The 21,160-nt window shown below is 41.7% G+C and carries 20 protein-coding genes and 1 pseudogene; 2 read left to right on the forward strand and 19 right to left on the reverse strand.

Features of this window, described 5'->3' with window-relative positions; translation table 11 throughout:
- Positions 1-32 precede the first annotated feature (32 nt).
- The 3 genes and pseudogenes from ACQKFG_RS04460 to ACQKFG_RS04470 form a co-directional block, all read right to left on the reverse strand.
- Positions 33-367: pseudogene (locus ACQKFG_RS04460) on the reverse strand (antibiotic biosynthesis monooxygenase).
- A 172-nt stretch (positions 368-539) separates the two neighbouring features.
- A complete protein-coding gene (locus ACQKFG_RS04465) occupies positions 540-668 on the reverse strand; it encodes a hypothetical protein (protein WP_260287369.1) in 129 nt (42 codons plus the stop codon).
- A gap of 289 nt (positions 669-957) precedes the next feature.
- A complete protein-coding gene (locus ACQKFG_RS04470) occupies positions 958-1,137 on the reverse strand; it encodes an IDEAL domain-containing protein (RefSeq protein WP_098370899.1) in 180 nt (59 codons plus the stop codon).
- Between the two features lie 451 nt (positions 1,138-1,588).
- Here ACQKFG_RS04470 and ACQKFG_RS04475 point away from each other — a divergent pair, with 451 nt between their 5' ends.
- Positions 1,589-2,887, forward strand: coding sequence for an MFS transporter (locus tag ACQKFG_RS04475; protein WP_427556569.1), 1,299 nt, complete (start codon positions 1,589-1,591; stop codon positions 2,885-2,887).
- 90 nt (positions 2,888-2,977) lie between these two features.
- Here ACQKFG_RS04475 and ACQKFG_RS04480 read toward each other — a convergent pair whose 3' ends face one another.
- The 7 genes from ACQKFG_RS04480 to ACQKFG_RS04510 form a co-directional block, all read right to left on the reverse strand.
- Entirely contained in the window at positions 2,978-3,673 is a 696-nt protein-coding gene (locus tag ACQKFG_RS04480) for a YjjG family noncanonical pyrimidine nucleotidase (protein WP_427556572.1), read from the reverse strand.
- A gap of 163 nt (positions 3,674-3,836) precedes the next feature.
- Positions 3,837-5,387, reverse strand: a complete 1,551-nt coding sequence (locus ACQKFG_RS04485) for a BCCT family transporter (protein WP_427556575.1) — start codon at positions 5,385-5,387, stop codon at positions 3,837-3,839.
- 195 nt (positions 5,388-5,582) lie between these two features.
- Positions 5,583-6,665: a tartrate dehydrogenase gene (locus ACQKFG_RS04490; protein WP_427556578.1), complete on the reverse strand. Its 1,083-nt coding sequence runs from the start codon at positions 6,663-6,665 to the stop codon at positions 5,583-5,585.
- Between the two features lie 18 nt (positions 6,666-6,683).
- Positions 6,684-8,135, reverse strand: a complete 1,452-nt coding sequence (locus tag ACQKFG_RS04495) for an aldehyde dehydrogenase family protein (protein WP_427556581.1) — start codon at positions 8,133-8,135, stop codon at positions 6,684-6,686.
- Positions 8,128-9,210: an aromatic ring-hydroxylating oxygenase subunit alpha gene (locus ACQKFG_RS04500; RefSeq protein ID WP_427556584.1), complete on the reverse strand. Its 1,083-nt coding sequence runs from the start codon at positions 9,208-9,210 to the stop codon at positions 8,128-8,130. Before ACQKFG_RS04500 ends, ACQKFG_RS04495 begins: the two co-directional genes overlap by 8 nt.
- A gap of 90 nt (positions 9,211-9,300) precedes the next feature.
- Positions 9,301-9,549 carry a ferredoxin gene (locus ACQKFG_RS04505; protein ID WP_192207943.1) on the reverse strand — a complete coding sequence of 83 codons (249 nt, stop codon included), beginning with the start codon at positions 9,547-9,549 and terminating at the stop codon, positions 9,301-9,303.
- Between the two features lie 25 nt (positions 9,550-9,574).
- Positions 9,575-10,594: an NAD(P)/FAD-dependent oxidoreductase gene (locus ACQKFG_RS04510; RefSeq protein WP_427556587.1), complete on the reverse strand. Its 1,020-nt coding sequence runs from the start codon at positions 10,592-10,594 to the stop codon at positions 9,575-9,577.
- A 295-nt stretch (positions 10,595-10,889) separates the two neighbouring features.
- On the opposite strand from ACQKFG_RS04510, the gene ACQKFG_RS04515 reads away from it, so the two are divergent.
- The gene (locus tag ACQKFG_RS04515; RefSeq protein ID WP_192207941.1) at positions 10,890-12,263 is read left to right on the forward strand and encodes a sigma-54 interaction domain-containing protein; all 1,374 of its coding nucleotides are present in this window, start codon (positions 10,890-10,892) and stop codon (positions 12,261-12,263) included.
- Between the two features lie 233 nt (positions 12,264-12,496).
- On the opposite strand, the gene ACQKFG_RS04520 is transcribed toward ACQKFG_RS04515, so the two are convergent.
- From ACQKFG_RS04520 to ACQKFG_RS04560, 9 genes are all read right to left on the reverse strand, one after another.
- Positions 12,497-13,219, reverse strand: coding sequence for an anti-sigma factor (locus tag ACQKFG_RS04520; RefSeq protein ID WP_192207940.1), 723 nt, complete (start codon positions 13,217-13,219; stop codon positions 12,497-12,499).
- Positions 13,220-13,774, reverse strand: a complete 555-nt coding sequence (locus ACQKFG_RS04525; protein ID WP_427556591.1) for an RNA polymerase sigma factor — start codon at positions 13,772-13,774, stop codon at positions 13,220-13,222.
- An 80-nt stretch (positions 13,775-13,854) separates the two neighbouring features.
- Positions 13,855-14,325 (reverse strand): hypothetical protein, encoded by a 471-nt coding sequence (locus ACQKFG_RS04530; protein ID WP_427556594.1) that lies wholly within the window; start codon positions 14,323-14,325, stop codon positions 13,855-13,857.
- Positions 14,326-14,347: 22 nt separating this feature from the next.
- Positions 14,348-15,085, reverse strand: coding sequence for an extracellular solute-binding protein (locus ACQKFG_RS04535; RefSeq protein ID WP_427556771.1), 738 nt, complete (start codon positions 15,083-15,085; stop codon positions 14,348-14,350).
- Positions 15,086-15,548: 463 nt separating this feature from the next.
- Positions 15,549-16,655, reverse strand: a complete 1,107-nt coding sequence (locus tag ACQKFG_RS04540) for a GerAB/ArcD/ProY family transporter (RefSeq protein ID WP_427556597.1) — start codon at positions 16,653-16,655, stop codon at positions 15,549-15,551.
- A gap of 189 nt (positions 16,656-16,844) precedes the next feature.
- Complete coding sequence (locus tag ACQKFG_RS04545) at positions 16,845-17,945, reverse strand: GerAB/ArcD/ProY family transporter (protein WP_427556600.1); 1,101 nt, start codon at positions 17,943-17,945, stop codon at positions 16,845-16,847.
- A gap of 47 nt (positions 17,946-17,992) precedes the next feature.
- Positions 17,993-18,196 (reverse strand): hypothetical protein, encoded by a 204-nt coding sequence (locus ACQKFG_RS04550; protein WP_427556603.1) that lies wholly within the window; start codon positions 18,194-18,196, stop codon positions 17,993-17,995.
- Between the two features lie 14 nt (positions 18,197-18,210).
- Complete coding sequence (locus ACQKFG_RS04555; protein WP_427556606.1) at positions 18,211-19,455, reverse strand: Ger(x)C family spore germination protein; 1,245 nt, start codon at positions 19,453-19,455, stop codon at positions 18,211-18,213.
- Complete coding sequence (locus tag ACQKFG_RS04560; RefSeq protein WP_427556609.1) at positions 19,452-21,044, reverse strand: spore germination protein; 1,593 nt, start codon at positions 21,042-21,044, stop codon at positions 19,452-19,454. Before ACQKFG_RS04560 ends, ACQKFG_RS04555 begins: the two co-directional genes overlap by 4 nt.
- Positions 21,045-21,160: the final 116 nt, after the last annotated feature.

Genomic DNA, 21,160 nt, shown 5'->3' on the forward strand with positions numbered 1-21,160 from the left:
CCCAGTAACTTAACTTTTCTAATGTACGGAATTCAAAAAAAGGCTAGTAAGTTGTCCACTGCCTTTTTAATAGCCTTCACTTCATATAATGATCCTTCCGAACTGACGATATATTCAGGCTTTGGTTTCCCAAGGTTTGCTTTATGGCCTGCGATATGGGCTTCACTCTTTTCCCACTGCTTCAAATATGCCTCCGACCAATTGATCATGATGATGACCTCTTCATCGCCGCGTCGCACTTTTTTCACGATCACACTTAAATCGCTGAACCCATCCTGCCTTTCAATGATCCCTTCCCCACTGAACCGTTTTACTACTTGGTCCGCATTTCCTCTTTTACTACCATTTTCCTCATCTGAACGAACATTATGAACAACTCCAATCGATATGCTAATAATGAAACATTTTAGTCGATAACGATTATCATTGTCCATTATTGTACCTTTGACTTTGGGCCTCAGAACTCTAAATCCCAAAAACAAAATAAAAAATGAATCAGGAAGTCATGCAGATCTTCCTGACCCGTTTTTTATTGTCATTCACCTTTTATCTTTAAGACTTTTGGGAACATAGTCATTCAGTTTGTTAAATAAAGAAGTAATGTAGGAGCTGAGTTCAAATCGATCCTCCTGAACAAATTCGATTAACGACACTCCATCCTTTTTCATATCTCTTCCCCCTTTTAGTCATTATCCCGGTGCATGAACATTTCAGCCACTAATACCCGTGTATTCCGCCGTAGTCCACTTACATCTACTCTCCATCGTTTTCTTTATTTGATTATATAAGAAAGCGCTTACAATGTAAAATGTTATAATACTATAGATTGCTATTTAATTAGAATGTTCCAGTTATATAAAGCTTCATCTACATCATATTTAAATGATCGAGCCCTGCTGGCTTTCAGGTGTACTTTCAATATCATTACTACTTGTCTTTTTCACAGTGTATGAAATTTCATGAAATCCCCTTCAATATTTCAGTTAAACGAAGGAACTCTTCCTTATCTCGATTTCTTAATGAGTCATCGATTTCTTTTTCGATTTGTGCTCTCCGGTAATCACTAAGGGCCTTTTTTAAAACCATTTCAGCCATCTCTTCAGGTTCAAGCGATGTTCCTGGCAATTGCTTCTCCATACGAAACCAACTCCTTAACCTTTTTTCTATTATACTAAATAACTTGGAGATTATTATTATTTCTTGAAATCTTATCCTTTCCTCTTTTTTCATTTCCTTATCCACATGATTTCCACTTTGCCACTCTTCTATACATGAAAAATTCTAAATGTTTTGAGTTTAATTCTCCTCCTTAGTTAAAACTTTTTCATTTTATCCGGGAAGTTCAAATCATTATTTCCATTACTTTAGAATGAAATATATTCCAATACAGGTGGTGAGAGCTAAGTTATTCGCTTCATTTTTTCAGAAAAATCAGAAATATGTTGACCGGCATGGATAACCCCTCTAAAATAATCTAAATAATCCATTTTTTTACTTATATTCCTTAAGCATCATTTTTGTTCATTTCAGCTTTATTTATTGCTGTAAACAATTTTGATGAAATACTACGCATTAAAGGAGCATTTCCATGAAAAAAAGTCGAGTTCTTTTCGCTAGTTTAGCTGGTTCCGTTATTGAGTGGTATGATTTCTATTTATACGGGACAGCAACAGGCCTAGTTTTTACAACTCTATTCTTTCCCAATCATGATCCGGCGATTTCACTTCTTCTCGCCTTTGTCACTTTCGGGGCTGGTTACGCTGCCCGTCCAATCGGAAGTATCCTATTCGGCCATATGGGTGATCGCATCGGAAGGAAGGCAGCACTCATGTTCACCCTTATTGGTATGGGAGGGAGTTCAATGCTTATCGGTGTTCTGCCCACTTATGCCCAGGTTGGGTTGGCCGCCCCCGCCATCTTGGTGGTGCTGAGGTTGATTCAAGGAATTTCCTTGGGAGGTGAATGGGGCGGAGCCATCCTATTGGCAACGGAATCTGCTCCAAAGGGTGTCCGTGGGTTATATGGATCCATTCCCCAACTAGGGGTCCCCATCGGTTTGGTTGCCGGTTCATTCAGCCTAACCCTTATCAGTTCCTTGACAACAGATGCCCAATTTTTAGCTTGGGGTTGGCGGATTCCATTTCTTTTAAGCGGTATACTGATCGCATTGGCAATCTGGGTAAGGAGTGGCATTGAAGAAACGCCGGAGTTCCAGCAACAGAAAGATAGCGGTGATCTTGCGAAAGTTCCCATTATTGAAACGTTGAAACACGATTGGAGAAGTGTGCTCCAAGTAATCGGACTAAAAATTGGGGACGGGTTCTTCAATGTATTCATCATGTCCTATGTTCTCGTCTTTACTACATTGTATTTTGGTTATTCCCAAGATTCAGCCCTTACCGGTTTAACGATTGGCTGCGCTACAATGCTAATTACCATTCCTGTCATTGGTTACATTTCAGATTTCATTAATCGAAAAATCATCTATTTTGGGGGCCTGATTCTCCTTTTCCTTTTGGCCATCCCATATTTCACATTGATTGGGCGTGGGGTCGGCTGGTTCTACATTATGCAGGCAGTTGTACTCGGCGTCATCTGGGGAGCCATTTTTTCGACACAAGGGACACTATTCTCGGAGCTCTTTCCAGCCAAGGTCCGTTATACTGGATTATCTGTCGGTTATCAGGTCGCGGCAGCCATTGCAGGCTTCGGTCCGCTCATCTGGACTGCCATGGCGGAATCATATGGCCCATCCCCTTTGGTTTTTGGCGGATTCATGATGGCAGGTCTCGCAATTTCCGTGGCGCTTTGTATATTATCACCACATTTCAGCAAAAGGATTGAAAAGGATCAAACACTCAACCCACATGAGCTGGATTTGAACTGATACTAAAATCTCTGGCATGAGTAATACAGAGGCTGCAAGTCCGATCACTCGGACGAGCGGCCTCTGTTTTTTTAGAACGCATATACCTCGTTATACTTCCTTGCTTCCTACAATCTCCAAAAGATTAGTGAGCGTCCGGATTTCATAGGTGGGCTTGATTCCGAGATTATTATCCTTTTGATGGGGATTGTACCAGCATGTATCCATTCCATAATTCAAACCGCCCTGTATATCTGATGTCAAGGAGTCACCCACCATCAACACTTTCGATTTATCCGTGATCTTTAACTTGGAAAATGCATAATCAAAAATCCCCCTATCAGGCTTCTGAAACCCAGCCTCTTGGGAAATTATCAAAGTCTCAAAGATATTGCACAGGGGTGACCCCCCGATTCTTGCTGTCTGCACTGTCGTGAAGCCATTTGTTATAATAGCCAGCCGGCATCCTCCAAGCTTCTCGCAAACCTCTAAAGCCCCAGGCAGAAGATGTATTTCCTTTCCCAAATGTCCAAGGTATGCACGGCTGAACGCATCTGCATCGATATCAAGCCCATGCTTCAGGAACAATCGCTTGAACCTCTCCACTCCCAGATTTGTTAAATCAATAAGCCCCTGTTCCAGGTCCCTCCATAATACCTGACTGATTTCTTGGTAGCATCCCGCATAGTCCTCCGCCCCTGTGGGCAAACCGAACTCCAAGAAGACTTCATGCAGTGCCTTTTTTTCCGATATTCCAAAGTCTAGCAATGTATCATCAACATCAAATAAGATAATCTCGTATTTCATCGCTGCCTCCTGTATCCAAACTGAACTTTAAAGTCATCATCTGTATTATTATTCCTATCATTAGAATCCTGACGAAGAATAACTTCCTCCAAGCATAAAAAAGCCGAATAATGAACACCGTTTTATTAGTGTCCATTATTCGACCGATGACACAATCCCCTGTTTATAAAGCCTTTTTTTTAGGAAGGGGCGCTTTTTGTTCAGATTCTTTATTTTGTTTTCCCATTGTTAGACCTATTTCGGCTTTAAGACCTTTATATGTAGAATAACACATGATGAGCATTAGCACCGCCAAAGGAACAGCGGTTGCAACAAGTGCAGATTGCAAACCTGCCAGACCACCAGTCATGATCAATACGATAGAAATTGCCGCAATGACAGCTCCCCATATTATTTTTATTGAATGGGATGGATTTGGATTTCCATTTTCGCTAAACATCCCTAACACAAAAACAGCTGAGTTAGCAGATGTGATAAAGAAAACCAGTACGAGTACCATAGCTAGAATACTTAAAAATGTAGTCATCGGAAAATAATCAAAAAATTTGAACAATGCCGATGTCACGTCGGTCGAAACTGCAGTAGCTAGTGCTGTTTCACCCATATTTTGAATTAAATGAATGGCTGAGCCCCCCATAACAGCAAACCAGAAGAATGATCCTATTACCGGAATGAATACGGCACCCATCATAAATTCTTTAATCGTTCTGCCTTTTGATATTCTAGCGACAAAACTTCCAACAAGCGGCGCCCAAGCAATCCACCAACCAAAATAAAATAAAGTCCAACTAGCTATCCAATTCCCTTTTTCATCACTATAAGGCTCAGTCCTGAACGACATGCCTACAAAGTTTTGAACGTAATCACCTATCCCTTGGAAAAAGACTTTAAAAATGGTTTGGGTCGGTCCGAGAAAAAGAACGAAAGCCAATAATGCAAAAGCTAGCAGCATATTTAGATTGGATAAATGTTTCATGGCCCCTTGTAGCCCAGAAACCGTGGATGCTACATAAATAATTGTCACTACCACAATAATAGATGTTTGAACACTAACATTCATCGGCAGACTCCACAGAAAGTTCAAGCCACTGTTGACCTGCAACGTACCAAAACCTAGTGACGTAGCAATGCCAATGACGATGGAGAGAATGACAATCACATCGATCCCCTTTCCAATGGGGCCTCTGATTTTGTCTCCTATTAAGGGATAAAAAACAGAACTTAATGAAGAAGGTAATTTTTTTCTGAATTGGAAGAATGCTAAAGAAACTCCTACAAGTGCATAACAGGCCCAGGCCGAAACTCCCCAATGCAAGTAAACTAATTGCAAAGCGAGCTTTGCTGACTCTTCGGAAGAGGCTTTACCAAAAGGAGGATTAATATAGTAGGAAACAGGTTCTGCCACGCCCCAAAATACTAGACTGATTCCAATGGAAGCACTAAATAACATGCCAATCCAAGTTGCTGTTTTATATTCAGGGCGATCGCTATCTTCTCCTAAACGTATATGACCGAATTTAGACAGTCCTATATACATACAAAACACAAAGAAAGTAAAAACACTCCCCAAAATGAACCAACCCAAATTATTGTAGATAAAATCAAGCGATGAATTAGAAAAACTCTCTAATTGGCTTGGCATGAATATACCAATGGCTATTAAGCCTAAGCTGATTGCTAATGATATGTAAAACACATATTTCTTACTTTTCATCCAATCACCCCTTAAATAATAAGATAGACAGTTTACACCCATTATGTAAACGTTTTCTTTGTTGAATAAAAAATTTAATTTTTGTCATTAGCCCTCGGTACCCATTCAGGGGCTAATGACAAAAAAGATGTAGTCAACTTCATTACAACATTTATATTAATGACCAGACAATCAAATTGAACGATCATTTCACCGTCAGACTCTGGATAAAATGATTGACTCGATGATTTCCGCTACCCGGTCCCCCACTTCGGAAGTGGATGCCGTGCCATTCATATCGGGCGTTAGCACCTGGGCTTCCAGCAACAGTTGCTCAATCGCTTCAAGCACAATCTTACCATGTGATTCATAGCCGAAAAAGTCGAGCATTTGGCTTGCTGACCAAATGGAAGCAAGCGGATTTCCGATACCCCTGCCGGCAATGTCAGGAGCTGAGCCGTGAATTGGTTCGAACATCGATGGAAATTCCCTTTCAGGATTAATGTTGGCACCGGCAGCAAGTCCGATTCCTCCAGCAAGCGCTGCTCCTAAGTCTGTTAAAATATCACCGAACAGGTTCGAAGTGACAACGACCTCAAAGCGCTTCGGGTCTTTGATCATCAGCATTGCCGCTGCGTCGACAAGATATGAAGCCGTTTCGACTTCGGGATATTCCCTGCTGACCTCTTCGAATACTTGATCCCAGAAAACCATTGAATAATTCAAGGCGTTGGCTTTAGAAATGCTCGTAAGCGATCTGCCTTCTTTTTTCGCGGTTTCAAAAGCATATCGGATGATCCTTTCCGTCCCTTTACGGGAAAACACACTGTTTTGCAGTACAACTTCATGTTCCTGCCCTTTAAACAGCCAATCTCCTGCGCCTGAATATTCACCTTCACTGTTTTCGCGGATGAACAGCATATCAATATCTTCACGTTTCACATCAAGGAGAGGCAAGTGAGCCCCTTTTAAAAGTGTCACGGGCCGGATATTGACATACTGATCAAAACTTTTACGGATTTTCAATAATAGCTCCCATAGGGAAATATGGTCTGGAACGCCCGGAAACCCGACCGCTCCCAAATAAATCGCGTCAAACGATTTCAGCTTTTCTATCCCATCATCATCCATCATTCTACCATTTTCGGCATAAAATTCGCAGCCCCATGGGAAGTATGTGAAATCCAATTGAAAACCTGAATCCAGTTCAGCCACTTTTTTTAATACTTTTATGCCTTCATTAATCACTTCAGGGCCAATGCCATCTCCTGGGATGACCGCAATTTTGAATTGTTTCATAAATGATCTCCTCGATTTTCAGTCTTGGTTCCAAACGACCAATTTCATTTCGGTCATTTCTTCCACAGCATATTTAATGCCTTCACGGCCAGTCCCGCTTTCTTTGACTCCGCCGTATGGCATTTGATCGACACGATAGGTCGGCACATCATTGATGATCACACCGCCTACATGCAATTCCCGTGATGCGTACAATGCGTTTTTCACATTGTTTGTGTATATCCCGGCCTGCAAGCCAAAGCGGGAATCATTCACTTGATCAATCGCTTCCTTCACTGAACCCACTTTATTTACAATGACAACCGGAGCAAATGCTTCCTGGCATGAGACTTTTAGCGTATGATCCGCATCTGTAATGATTGTCGGTTCAAGAATGTCACCTCGCAATTCCCCCCCTGCAGCGATCGTTGCCCTACTGCCTTTAGTTTCCTCAATCCAGCCCAATACACGGGCTGCTTCCCCTTTGGAGATTAAGGCGGAAATATACGTATCCGGATCCAATGGATCGCCAATTCTAAGTTTTTTGGCCGCTGCAGTGAATTTTTCGACAAACTCTTCATACACTTCCTCATGTGCATATACACGTTGCAATGAAATACAGACTTGCCCCTGATTGGAGAAGGCACCCATGATGCAGCGTTCGATAATTTTATCGATATCTATATCTTTATCAATGATTAAGGCCGAGTTCGAGCCAAGTTCAAGTGTGGTCTTTTTCAGACCCGCTTTGTTGCGGATTCCGATTCCCACGCTTGGGCTGCCTGTGAATGTGATCATGCTTACCCGATCGTTTTCTACAATCGCTTCTCCGACAGTGCCGCCCGGTCCTGTCACTACATTTAATACGCCAGCCGGCAGACCCGCTTTTTCAAAAATTTCTGCGATGAAAAGTGCGGACAGCGGAGTTTGCGAAGCAGGCTTCAAAACAATGGTGTTCCCTGCAGCTATTGCCGGTCCGACTTTATGCGCCACTAAATTCATCGGGAAGTTAAATGGAGTGATGGCACCAATGACCCCGATCGGTTCTCTTAACGTGTAACCAATTCGGCCAACACCGCCTATGGCTGCATCAAAAGGAATTGTTTCACCGTGAATCCTTTTAGCCTCTTCAGCCGAGAACTTATACGTTTCGATGGTCCTTCCAACTTCCGCTTTTGCGAACATGATCGGTTTGGCTGATTCACGGGAAATGATTTCTGCCGCTTCTTCCGCATTCTCCATTAATAACGCGACAGCCTTCTCCAATATATCCGCCCTTTGATATGCTGGCATTTTTGCCATGACTTCGCGCGCATTGTAGGCGGCTGCAATCGCCTTTTCGGTCAGCTCTTTATCCGCCATGGCAATTTGGGCGATTTCTTCCCCGGAAAAAGGGGAATATAGCGGGGCATAGCTTTCCGTTTCGACTTTTTCGCCATTGATCATCAAATATTGTTTCATCGATTTAAATTGATTCGCTAATTTACTCATTTAGGGCCTCCAATAGCATTTCATGAAATTGAACAATTGCTTTTTCCGAAGAAGAATATCTACCTTTGTTAAAGGCACGGGAGCGGAAACCGATTTGTTCCAGCTCAACAAGTTCCACATCTTCTTGACGGACTTGTTCGGCAAACGTAACAAGATCTTTCTCTTCCTGAGTCAAATTCTCATCGCGGAAATAATATGTGTAAACAGCCAAAGTCGTTTCGTGATCAATCGGAACCATTTGAATGGTCGCCATATTTCCAGGACCTGGATAAATGGTCAACATCAAGTTAGGCCACAGCCAGAAAAAGGATCCTCCTTGCATTTCCGCCTTATTTAAATCAACCGTTCCGTAATTTTTATCCGGTTTAACAATCGAACCTTGCAGTGAATAGTTATCACAAGTAATGATTTGGTAATCATCCATATCAAGTGCTGCAACAAAGCTTGGATGTGCTACATGGCAATGGTCACATTCTAAATAGTTATCTATGAACGCTTTCCAGTTTGCCTTGATCACCCTCGTTTTTTGGCTTGTTCTTTTTAACTCACTTAAAAACGGGTATTTACTTAAACGGTCAAAGAAATCGCCGTAAGATTCACTAAGCGGTTTCGCATTATCATCCAAGTTTACAAAAATTAAAGATTCCAAGATTTCCATGCGAACGGAGCGTAAACAGGCATCTTGTACACAGGCTTCATCTTCTCCTTTAAAATTCGGCGCTTTGTTCAATTTCCCATCCAATTTGAATGTCCAACCATGATAACTGCACTGTAAAATTTTCTTCTTGCCTGATTCACTTTTTTCAAGCTTAGTTGCACGATGCGGACATACGTTATAAAAAGCGCGGATCACCTCATCCTGGCCGCGGTTCACTATGATCGGCTCATTGGCTACCTCTGTCGTAAAGAATGATCCCACTTTTTCCAATTGGCTGACATGACCCACAAGCTGCCAAGATTTAGAGAATACTAGATCGATTTCCTTTTCGAGAACTTTCGGATCCGTGTATTTGTCATATATCAATGTTCTTTCAAATGTACGATTTGTTACATTTTCCACCTTGTTATAAGCCATCATTCATTTCCCCCTAAAAAATGATTACTAGCATCCCTGCCATACTTGCTATTAAAAATTGATATTTCTTGATTGATCCGAACTTCCGATTCAGCCGGCTGACACCGGTATATTGGCGAAAGGTTCCGTCGCCAACTTAATCGAATCTGTCGGACAACCATCAAAGGCATCTTCCAAGTCTTCCTCCAGATCTTCGGATACTTCGGTTATTCCTGTGTTGGCATCCAGGATTGAAAAGGCGATTCCTTCATCGTTATAATCGAAAATCTCCGGTGCAGCCGCTCCACATGCCCCGCAAGCGATACATGTCTCCTGGTCAACTACTGTGTATTTAGCCATGTGGTTTCCCTCCCCATTTACATAATTAAACGGACGCTGTGCTTTTCTCTTTTCCTCCCATTGTGCTCGTGCTGTGCAGCGGCTGAACTTTCGCACTCGGGTCGATATGAACTTTTGCATTACTCACTGCTGTAGGCGCTTCACCGAACCCGCTAGCAATCAGCTTCACCTTGCCTTCGTACGTGCAAATATCTCCTGCTGCGTATATGCCTTTGATATTCGTTTCCATTTTAGAATTGACAACAATGGAATTGTTTTGAATTTCAAGACCCCAATCCTTAATTGGCCCTATTGATGATACGAATCCATAATTGACGAGAACGTCATCGACTTCCAATTCAAGCGGTTTTCCACTCTTCGCATCCGTCACAATCACTTTTTCTATATGTTCATCTCCGATCAATTCGGCTGGGAGATAAGGAGTCAAGACCTCAACCTTTGATTGTTTCAATCGCTCTACACTATGTTCATGGGCACGAAATTTATCCCTGCGGTGAATGAGTGTCACTTTTTCGGCTATCGGTTCAAGCATTAGCGACCAGTCGACCGCCGAATCACCGCCACCGAACACAACCACTTTCTTATCAGCGAATTGGCTCATATTCTGGACGAAATAATGAAGGTTGGCATTTTCAAATCTTTCTTCACCTTCCATTTTTAGTTTCCGAGGCTGGAATGCCCCGTTTCCAGCAGTTATGATTATCGCTTTCGTGTAATGTGTTTCTTCGGATGTCGTAATGGCAAACATCCCATCCGAAGTACGAAAAATGGTCTCTACAGATTGATTAAGACAAATATCCGCTTTGAATTGACCCATTTGTTCCAGTAATCGATTGATGAGCTCCTGGGCCTGGATTTTCGGGAAACCTGCAATATCATAAATGTATTTTTCAGGGTACAAAGCAGATAGCTGCCCTCCCAATTGAGGGAGACTTTCAATGATTTTCACTGAAGCTTGGCGCATCCCCGCATAAAAGGCGGTGAACAAACCAACCGGTCCTCCCCCGATAATAGTGATGTCAGATACTTCATACTTTTCTTCCAAATTCATTCCCCCTAGATGTCTTCCTTGAATAAGATAAATCCGCTTACTAGAATTCTGCTATGCTCAGATGTCGATTCATGCAATAATCTGACATGCAAACGTGGCACTTCGTCAATTTCACCAATTGATAATTTTATATAATGCAATATGCGTGCCAACCTCCGGAAACACTCTGAATAAACAAAATATTTAGAATTCAAATTGAAAACGCTGTCATACCGAGTTATAATTAACTCGAAATTGATGAAACCCTAATCAAAATTCACTCATTCCCTTTTGAAAAGAGGATTACCCTATGAAAAGTACGGATTCTACTGACAGTGTCGAGATGACGCTCCAAACTTTATTAAAAATTCTTGATCATTCCTCAGATGAGATTTTCGTCCTTGACGGCGAAAAGCGGATTCTTTACGTCAACAAGGCATGTGAGCGCCATTATGGTCTGAAACCTACTGATGTCATTGGCAAATATAATGTGGACTTATTTGAAAAAGGGTACTGGAAACCCTCCATCGTGCCTGAGGTATTTAAAAGGAAAAAACCATGCTACATAAAACAACAAACGTATATCGGGGCTGAATTGATGACATCAGCGATTCCAATTTTAAATGATGCGGGGGAAATTGAACTGGTCGTCACTACCTCCACAGAAACCCAAACATATAAAATGTTAAAAGCAAATGAAGCAAGTGGTGAGTCAAAAATCACTCATGACGAAGATGAAACGGGGAGATTCATTACTAATAGCGGTAAAATCAACCGCATCCTCACTTTTTGTGAAAAGGTCGCGCCGACTGATTCCACGATTTTAATCCAAGGGGAATCTGGAACGGGAAAAGGAGTGCTTGCCCATTTCATCCACCGGATCAGTAAACGGAAAAGCAAACCTTTTCTGACAATCAACTGTGCAGCAATCCCGGAGGAACTGCTCGAATCTGAACTATTCGGCTATTCAAAAGGTGCATTTACCGGTGCAAACAAAACTGGAAAACGCGGATTGATTGAATCCGCAGACGGTGGCACTGTCTTTCTTGATGAAATTGGGGAAATTCCGCTCGCTCTGCAGGCAAAGCTTCTCCAAGTAATCCAGGACAAACAATTCATTCCCGTCGGCGGCAGTGAAATGAAAAAAGTCGATATCCGCATCGTCGCAGCTACAAACCAGAACTTAATAGAAATGGTCAATGATAAAAGATTCCGGGAAGATTTATTTTACCGTTTGAATGTGATTGATATTCAACTGCCTCCATTGCGAGAACGTAAAGAAGATATCATTCCCCTTACGTACAATTTTTTAAACAAGTTCAATGAAAGATATCACGAAAATAAAGTCATTTCGGAAGAATGCTTGAATCTATTAATTCATTATTCATGGCCCGGCAATGTACGCCAGCTCGAAAACTTGATTGAAAGGTTGGTCTTAATAAGTGACTCCGTTATTTTAATGTCCGACTTGCCAGAAATGATAACCGAGAACGTTGAACAGGTCACACAGATCGATCTCCCCACTACTCTCGATAAAGCACTTGATGAAACGAAACGGATATTGATCAGGAAATCTTACCAAACATATAAATCATCAAGGAAAGTCGCGAAGGACCTCTCCATCAGCCAAACGAAAGCCTCAGCATTGATCCGGGAGTACTGTGAGGACTTAATGAATAAATAGGCACCATGAAAATGACGATGTTTGTCCACCCTTAAACAAGTCCATTGGCCCCCAGCCGAAAAATGCTGGTTATTCGTTGCTTTTGATCGATGGTGAAGGGTAAACACTTATATTCCAATTCATATGAACTTCCATTGTAAATCGCGACTTCTTCTTGTTTAAATCACTTGCTATTGAAATCAGGCACGAACAGTAAATAAGAGACTTCCCCTTTTAGGGCAAGTCTCTTATTTTTAAGAAGATCCTACTATTTTTTCGCCTCTCGGCTTTGTACTATTTGCATCTGGTTCTCTTGTGATGCCAATATGATTGAATTTATCATTAATGGACAGTTTGTATGTCAACGATCCTGTGCCGGCTTCATCAGGCTTGAACGTTCCTGCGTTTGTCCGTTTTCCATCTTTCAGTAACCACACCTGATACACCTCTGATTCTTGAAGGCTAGGCAAATTCTGAATCTGAACGATTAACCTTCTTTCTTCACCTTGCTGCAAAATGTATGCAGCACCGTCCGTATTCATTTTTACAGCGGTCATATCGGCTGGCTGCAAAGATAGCGACGTTTTAACCTCCATTGGCAGATCGACAGCCGCAAGTTCTTTTTTCAGTTGAATATTGGAATATAACAGCACAAACGCCAAAACCAGTGCGGCCAGTACGAGACCTGAAGTGACTGGTGTAAACTGCTTAAAGAAAAAACTACTCCAATTCTTTTCCCTTCTCACCGGAGCTTCATCATCAGTCTCAAAGACAAAATTCATAACCTCTGATTTCAGGGAAGAAGAAGGTTCTATTTCTTCGAAATCCCATTTCAATGAATTCCAGGCTTCCGTCATTTGTTCATACTCCCTAGTGCATTCAGAGCATTGCATTAAGTGTTCCGTGAATGCTTTTTTCTCTTTTTCTCCCAGTTCACCCGATAAAAATGAAAGCAGGTTAGTGCACTCTGTATCCATTTACAAACCACCTACTTCCAAATACTTTTTCAACAATTTAAGCGACTGATGAAGTCTGCTCTTGATGGTACCAACCGGTTCATTTTCAATTTTGGCAATTTCCGTTAACGAGTACCCTTTCCAATACAGTAAATCAATCAGCCTTTTTTGCGGCTTGCTTAACTTACTCTTTGCATTGGCAATTTCACTGTATAATAGCCCATTTTCTATATCATTATTAGGATCTTCTATGTCTATTGGATGACTCATGTCCATTTGTTTGTTATTCCGGATATGAACGCTGTCTTTACGGACATAATCCACACACACATTTCGTGTAACGGTCAATAGCCAGCTTACAAAGTGCCCCTTTTCGGAATTGTAACTGCTTTTTGTGGTCCAGAGCTTTAAAAAGACCAACTGCACAATCTCCTTCGTTTTATCCGCATTTCCATTTGTGAACTTAAAAATAAAACCATAGATTAATTTAATATGCCGGTCATAAAGTTCTTCCAGAGCAGGACGATGCTTTTTCATTACTAATGCCATCAAATCCTTATCAAGTTTTTCTTTCAATCGCACCTGCAACTCCTCACAAGTAAATTTTTGAAAAAAACGTATAACAGGAACGACCATCAATGATCGTCCCTTTTTTCTTATTTTGGAAAAATCGTCTTGTTATTTACAATATACCAAACATTTTTCACACCTTCGCCATTGACATCTCCCGCTGCCTTATCATTCACAAAATAGTAGAGTGGAAATCCTTTGTAGGTTACCTGCTCTTCCCCCGTATCTTCCCTTTTAATGGTTCCAAAGTCTTTTTCCTCAAATCCTCTAGGGACAGCAAAATCCTTATCCATGAATGGCGGCCATTTTTTGAGACAATCACCCATGCAATTGCTTTTTCCTGATTTATCATTCTTGAAAAAGTAAAGTGTCATTCCCTTGGAATCAGCCAGGTATTCGTCTGTTGTTTCACTTTCCAACAATTTTAGGGTTACCGCTTTTTCATCGGCAGTCCCACTAACCACTTGATCATTTTTGGGTGAATCATCAGCTTCATTTCCACATGCCGCCAAAACTAGGACCATCATAAAAACTGAAAATACCATCCACTTTTTCATATACTCTCACTCCTCATAAAATTTACTTCCATCCCCATTTTTGAAATACTTGATGGGATTCTTCCGTTTTAAGATAATCAATGAATCGTTTTGCTTTTTTCTTGTTTTCACTCTTACTTGTTATGCTTACCGGGGTCCCTCTATAGAGCTTGTCTTCTTCAGGAAGTTGAACCAGGTCCGTCACATCCGCCAGACGGTAATGCCAGGATTCATAAGTAATCCATGCGTCCAATTTAGAATTTGCCTTCCATAGATCGATAGCTTCTGCACTGGACTTCACTGAAATGTCAATATTCCTGCTAATTCCAGGGATCAATCCCTTTCTTCCGGCCAAATCTTCCCATAGCCCCAGTTGCCCTGCTCCATTAACATCTACAATCTTTACGCCCTTCTTCGTTAAATCCTCCAATGACTGTATATTCTTTGGGTTTCCTTTTCTAACAAGAATGCCAGCTGACCGTGCATACAATTCTGTCCGCTTTTTTTCATCAAGGACCTCCGGATGATCATGCATGAATTCAGTCAGCATATACTCGGACCCTCCATAAATGATATCCGCATCCTGTTTGGCTTGATCAATCCATTTTTCTTCGGGTCCCGCTGTAACTTCAACTTTTATCCCTGTTTCTTTGGTGAATTGTTGCGCTATTTCCTTGATAGGTCCAAGAGGGCCACCTGGACCGTATACTTTTACGACATCGTTGACAGCTTGCCCCCGTTTCGTACCCATTTCCGGTGAAAACCCTAACAAGACTGCCATCAATGCTATCCAACCGACAAAAATGACCTTTTTCAAGTCTTTTATCTCTCCCCTCTAAAAAGCCTTTGTACTATAGATAACGGGACAAACTTCCAAACGGTTTGAAAAAAATTGTTATTTATTTTTAACTTGCTGCAAAATACATCTAATGATCTCCAGTTTCTCGCAACAAAAAAACCATTCGAAAACGGAATGGTTGCAGATGTAGACAAACTCCAAAATAATTGTGTTTGTCTACAATTTTTTGTAGGTTTTTAAAATTGGCCTTTGATTGGAACGTAGTGCCCGCGGCGCCATTGCGCCTGCGGGTTCTCCCATTGAAGCGCTTTTCCAAGCAGGAGTCTCGTACATTTCGTTCCTATCAACTTTGTTTTAACATTAAGATTAGAGCTCCTTTTGCCTACTTTCATGCCCATACTTTTTCAAGCCTCTTAAATCGAAAATCAAAAAATCGGCTGAAAGGTCAGCTCGATTTGCTTCCCTTTCTTTGACTATTTCTTTTTCTAACCATAGCAATTCCCAACAATAACAGAGGAATAATTGTTTGCATCAAAACTCCATGAAAAGGGAAGGCGACGATATCATATCGACTGACAGCCATAGAGCTAGGATACGACCAAAAGCCGAATTCTACAATCAAAATCCCTATCGGCCATACAACAGAACGATAGTCGGAGAGATTCATCCACTGCGCAGTACCCAAAGCAGCTGCATAATAAAACACAGAAATTTTGACAAACGCTCCTACTATCCATACGGCCATGATGGCGGACTCCAAATGTTCAAAAAAGTCGGCTAAACTGATATACCGAGTTACATTCATCAGGGGATAATTCTTTGTGGATGTTGTCGATCCGAGTACAAAAAGAACGATAAGATTCACCACAACTAACGTCATCATCACAGCAAACACAGTCATCATCCCATATTTCATTCCTTTTTTCATATCCGCTAAAAAAGGGAGGAGAAAAATGATCAGGAAAAACTCGCTGAACCATCCTCCCGGTATAATTGAACCTTTGATCGGAGGCATAATTCCATTCCCCAATATCGGGAATATATTCTTAAATTCAAAATCAGGGCCGAGTAAGATGATTAAGAGGAGGATCGGAAGGATAAAAACAGGAACAAACAATTGGGCAGCTCTCCCCAACACCTCTATCCCTCCACGGACGATAAAGGCACAGAGGAGTAGCATCGATGCCATGATCACGCTAATCGGAGTTTTGACCAGAAAAGAGTCGACAATAAATTCTCCATACTCCCTTAGGATTTGCCCTGTGATCGGGATATAAAAAAACAAGAATAAAAAACCGAGAATTTTCCCCGGAATCCGACCGATGATCTGTTCACTGAATTGGATAACCGTTTGTTTCGGATAAAGTTTGTGCAGTTTATAAGCAATATACACCGTCGCATACCCGATGAGAGACGCCAAAATGGGGGAAAGCCATAAATCAGCTTTGGCATATTTGGCTGTGATGCTTGGGACACCAAGAATAGCCGTTGCCACGATTGTTGGATATATCATGAATGCCATCTGTAAAGCTGAAATTCTTCCTTTCTCCATCGTCTTCCTCCTTTCTGTGGTAGTACGTAAATCTGAAATCACACAACCCACTGGATAGATTCATTTTTTTGTAAACTCATCAAACGGCTAAAAAAAGATGCAATCCAATCAGTTGGTTCTGCCCCCGTTGCGCGAGAATGAACATAGATAGCACCTTATCGATAGGATATTTAGCATAAAAACGCCCATTCAGCTTGTTTCGGTTCCTTTACGTTTTCTTTTCCTTAAAACCGCAATCGCCAACAATATCAGAGGAATAATCGTTTGCATCAAGATTCCTTGTAAAGGGAAGGCCATGATATCATTACGATTAACATCTATTGAGCTAGGCAACGACCAAAAACTGAAAATGACAATCAAGATCCCCATCGGCCATACAACGGGCCGATAGTCGGAAAGATTCAGCCACTGCGCCGTACCTAAAGCAGATACATAATAAAATACGGAAATTTTTAAAAACGCCCCTACTATCCAAACCGCCATGACCGCGGACTCCACATGTTCAAAAAAGTCGGCGATACTAATGTATCGAGATGTATTCATCAAGGGGTAATTCTTTGAGGGTGTTGTTCCCCCTAGTACAAATAGAACCAAAAGATTCACCACGATTAATGTCATCATCACGGCAAATACAGTCATCATCCCGGATTTCATCCCTTTTTTCATATCCGCCAAAAAGGGAAGAAGAAAAATGACCAGAAAAAACTCGCTGAACCATCCTCCCGGTACAATCGCACCCTTGATTGGGGGCATTAAGCCATTACCCAATACCGGAAATATATTCATAAAATCGAAGTCAGGAATCAGCAAGAGAATTACGATACAGATTGGGAAAATAAAAACCGGTACAAACAACTCAGCAGCTCGCCCCAACACCTCTATTCCCCCGCGTACGATGAAAGCACACAAAAGCACCATCGATGCCATGATCACGCTTATGGGGGTATTTACCAGAAAAGAGCTGACAACAAATTCCGCGTAGTCTCTAACGATTATCCCCGTGTTCTGGATATAAAAAAACAAAAGTAAGAAACCGAGAATTTTCCCCGGAATCAGACCAATGATCTTTTCAGTGAATTGGAAAACCGTTTGTTTTGGAAAAATTTTATGCAGTTTATATGCAATATACACCGTCAGATACCCTATTAGCGCAGCAAAAATGGGGGAAAGCCATAGATCAGTTTTGGCATATTTGGCAGTGATGCTTGGAACTCCGAGCATAGCCGTTGCCACAATCGTCGGATACATCATGAATGCCATCTGCAGAGATGAAATTTTTCCTTTCTCCATCTGCTCCCTCCTTTCTTTAATGGAATGAATTTAATCCCGCAACAGATTCACTTTTCCATAAACTCTCCAAATGGCCTGAAAAGAGTTTCCATCCATTGAGTAGGTCCTGACATCTGCGGGAGATTGAACATGGACAGAACCAAGCCAGTGAGGAGCAGTGTAAGAAATGCCACTTTATCTTTTTTGGGATTTTTTATCATTTTTGGCCATTCAAACAAAATGATTAAAGCTACGATCACGGTTGTACACAAAAAAGCCCCCCATCTCACTTGTCCTTCACCTCATTTTCAGACAAGCCTGCCGGTTTGTTTATATAGCCCTGTCTTCGAATATGGGCCGCAACATCGATTTCCACTTCCATCTCAGCGAATATATCCTCCCAGTGGTTTTCGACCTTATTAAACTGTTTAGGGTATTTCCTATAGAAATCTTTACCCACCCCTAAAATGTCCGCTTTCTTATCCTGAGTATGCAGAAAAGCCATCTCGATGCGGTCTTCTATATCTTTTTGGTATGCCCGTTCTGCAGCTTTTAGCATTTTTGGACTTGAAAGGTTTAAATTCGTTCCATTTTGTATAACAGCTCCTTCTGTAGTTACCTTCACTAACAATTTCCATTTGTTATTTCGAAATTGCGGAATCTTCTTGATTTGAGCCGTCACTGGATTCAAAGAAATCTCCCCTTTCACACCTTCGGGCTGAAAGGTCACGGTGTATGATTCCATTTCATCCCTTAACCACAATAGCCCTCTTGTTTCTTTTTCCGTCATCGTCCCGGTCATCTTATCTTTTTTAAAAACGGCTGTTCCGACAATGTAAGGAATCCCCTGTAATTTTGTTTGCCCTTTCCCCGGCGGCAATATTTTAACGTATGGAAGTGCAGCCGATTGAGGCTTACCCGTTAACATTTCATCTAAATCCTGTAATGTGACCAGCATCCCAATATGTAAATCAGATAGTTCTCTAAGCACTTCCCCTGAATAGTTTTCCAGGGGCGGCAAAGATTCAAGGATAGGCTTTGCTATCCCTTTACTGACATACACATTTGCTTTCTCTCTTGGCTGAGGATGGCGCAGCAAAAAATCCATCTGCTTTTGAATTCCTTCCTTCGCTAACTTTTCACCGAATACAAATACCTTACAATGTCCCCAAAATATTTTTCGCGGAAGCTTACTTTGAAGCTTAGACAATGCATCTGAAATATTGGAGCCTTTTGCAGATCTCACCATTGTCGTAACCCCACTCCCACCTTGACTGCTCCCTCCTTGACCGCCTCCACTGCTAATTGAACTTGGAATGAAGACTTGGACGGATAGTTCGATTTGATTATTACCCTTCTTATCGATGGTGGCTGCTGTGACAATCGCCAAGTCAGTGATTTCTATTCGATCCCAACAACCGCTTAGAAAAGGGGTCGTTCCACAAATAACAAGCAAAAGAAGGACGTTTTTCATGAAACGACGCCTCTTTCCTTTCTCCAATATCCTTTTTCGCCTCCAGCCATTATTCACTCCGTTTCACTCCCCCTTTTTGGATTTGGACTCTGTTCCGGGGCTTGACGGTAAACATTAGAATCCCCTGTTAGACGCGGGCGTGAATCCATCATCCACCAAGGGGCTCTCCACAGCACATCTTTCAGCTCTTTACCTTTTAACGGTGCCAGTGGCGCTAAGTATGGAACGCCAAAAGACCGTAAGCTGCATAAGTGAATGACTATGGCGATGATTCCCATCATGATGCCAAGCAGTCCCAAGGTACCGGCAAGCAGCATCATTGGGAAACGCAGCATCCGGAAAGCAATTCCGGCAATATAGCGAGGCATCATAAAAGAAGCGATTCCCGTAATTGCAACCACAATGACCATTGGCGCTGAAACCAAGCCCGCTTGTACGGAAGCTTGACCAATCACTAGCGCTCCAACAATGCTGACGGCAGAACCTACCTGCTTTGGCAAGCGAACCCCTGCCTCCCTTAGTGCTTCAAACGTAATTTCCATAGCCAATGCCTCCACTATTGCAGGAAAAGGGACCGATTCCCGGGATGATGCTACGCTTAGCAGGAGTGCGGTTGGGACCGCCTCATGATGGAACGTTAAAATAGCAACATACAGTGAAGGAAGCAAAAGAGATAATCCCATAAAAAAATATCGTAACCAACGGATAAAAGTGCCTGCCATAAAACGTTGAGCATAATCCTCTTGTGATTGAATCAAAGAAAAGAAGGATATTGGTGCAATTAATGTAAAAGGGGTTCCTTCTACAAGAATGACAGCCCGTCCCTCCAGTAAGCTGGCACAGGCTACATCCGGCCGTTCTGTCGACATGATTTGAGGGAAAGGTGAATACGGATTGTCCTCAATCATTTCCTCAATGTACTCGCTTTCTAAAATACCGTCTATTTTAATTCGTTCCAACCGAGTTGTAATCTCTTCAATCAGTGTTTTATCCGCAAGTCCATCAATAAAAGCAATTGAAACATTCGTCCGGGTATACGTTCCGATCTTCATCGATTGTATTTTAAGGGCAGGACTTTTGATAATACGTCGCAATTGGGAAGTATTTACCTCTAGAGATTCAATAAATCCCTCTCTTGACCCCCTAACTCCCCCCTCTGCCACAGGTTCTTCAATCGCCCGCTTTTCCCATTTGGACAATCCTAAAGAAAATCCATCGCTTCCCCCTTCATATAGAAGGATCGGGTTTCCAGAGGAAATCGATTCAATGCAATCCGCCAACAAATTCACTTTTACCACTTTAGGAACGGGCATTTTATGTTCAATAAACTCATTTAATGGTTGTGGTTCTTTTGATGACCCCTGCATGAGTGGGGAAAGCACATATTGCTCTATCGCCTCGATGTCTGAGAGTCCCGCAATGTAAATGAGCATCGCCCGCGTCTTTCCGAAAAGTAAGAACGAGCGGAACATAACATCCGAGCAATTATCATAAACAGAACGAAGTGTTTCTACATTTTGACTGAAATTCGCATCAAGTGAATCTGCAGGTTTGGAATCCAGGTAATCATTTTGTACCAGGGATTTTTTTTCTTTCTTTTTTCTTAGCAATTTGCCAACATTACGAATCAAGCTGGTTACCCCCATTTTTTTGCAGGTCGCTCTAACTCCATTTTTCTATGTTTCTTCATTAAGGGTATTTTATACAGAAAATCATGAGCTCAGCATGAACTTATATTTAGCAAATTGAAAAGTTATGTTAT

This window comes from Peribacillus sp. NPDC076916 (assembly GCF_050269675.1).
In the GTDB taxonomy this organism is placed as follows: domain Bacteria; phylum Bacillota; class Bacilli; order Bacillales; family DSM-1321; genus Peribacillus; species Peribacillus aracenensis.

Bases quoted from the DNA above. Each gene is read 5' to 3' on its own strand.
- ACQKFG_RS04465 (WP_260287369.1), bottom strand. From the start codon at position 668: ATGAAAAAGGATGGAGTGTCGTTAATCGAATTTGTTCAGGAGGATCGA.
- ACQKFG_RS04470 (WP_098370899.1), bottom strand. From the start codon at position 1,137: ATGGAGAAGCAATTGCCAGGAACATCGCTTGAACCTGAAGAGATGGCT.
- ACQKFG_RS04475 (WP_427556569.1), top strand. From the start codon at position 1,589: ATGAAAAAAAGTCGAGTTCTTTTCGCTAGTTTAGCTGGTTCCGTTATT.
- ACQKFG_RS04480 (WP_427556572.1), bottom strand. From the start codon at position 3,673: ATGAAATACGAGATTATCTTATTTGATGTTGATGATACATTGCTAGAC.
- ACQKFG_RS04485 (WP_427556575.1), bottom strand. From the start codon at position 5,387: ATGAAAAGTAAGAAATATGTGTTTTACATATCATTAGCAATCAGCTTA.
- ACQKFG_RS04490 (WP_427556578.1), bottom strand. From the start codon at position 6,665: ATGAAACAATTCAAAATTGCGGTCATCCCAGGAGATGGCATTGGCCCT.
- ACQKFG_RS04495 (WP_427556581.1), bottom strand. From the start codon at position 8,135: ATGAGTAAATTAGCGAATCAATTTAAATCGATGAAACAATATTTGATG.
- ACQKFG_RS04500 (WP_427556584.1), bottom strand. From the start codon at position 9,210: ATGGCTTATAACAAGGTGGAAAATGTAACAAATCGTACATTTGAAAGA.
- ACQKFG_RS04505 (WP_192207943.1), bottom strand. From the start codon at position 9,549: ATGGCTAAATACACAGTAGTTGACCAGGAGACATGTATCGCTTGCGGG.
- ACQKFG_RS04515 (WP_192207941.1), top strand. From the start codon at position 10,890: ATGAAAAGTACGGATTCTACTGACAGTGTCGAGATGACGCTCCAAACT.
- ACQKFG_RS04520 (WP_192207940.1), bottom strand. From the start codon at position 13,219: ATGGATACAGAGTGCACTAACCTGCTTTCATTTTTATCGGGTGAACTG.
- ACQKFG_RS04530 (WP_427556594.1), bottom strand. From the start codon at position 14,325: ATGAAAAAGTGGATGGTATTTTCAGTTTTTATGATGGTCCTAGTTTTG.
- ACQKFG_RS04535 (WP_427556771.1), bottom strand. From the start codon at position 15,085: ATGGCAGTCTTGTTAGGGTTTTCACCGGAAATGGGTACGAAACGGGGG.
- ACQKFG_RS04540 (WP_427556597.1), bottom strand. From the start codon at position 16,655: ATGGAGAAAGGAAGAATTTCAGCTTTACAGATGGCATTCATGATATAT.
- ACQKFG_RS04545 (WP_427556600.1), bottom strand. From the start codon at position 17,945: ATGGAGAAAGGAAAAATTTCATCTCTGCAGATGGCATTCATGATGTAT.
- ACQKFG_RS04560 (WP_427556609.1), bottom strand. From the start codon at position 21,044: ATGGGGGTAACCAGCTTGATTCGTAATGTTGGCAAATTGCTAAGAAAA.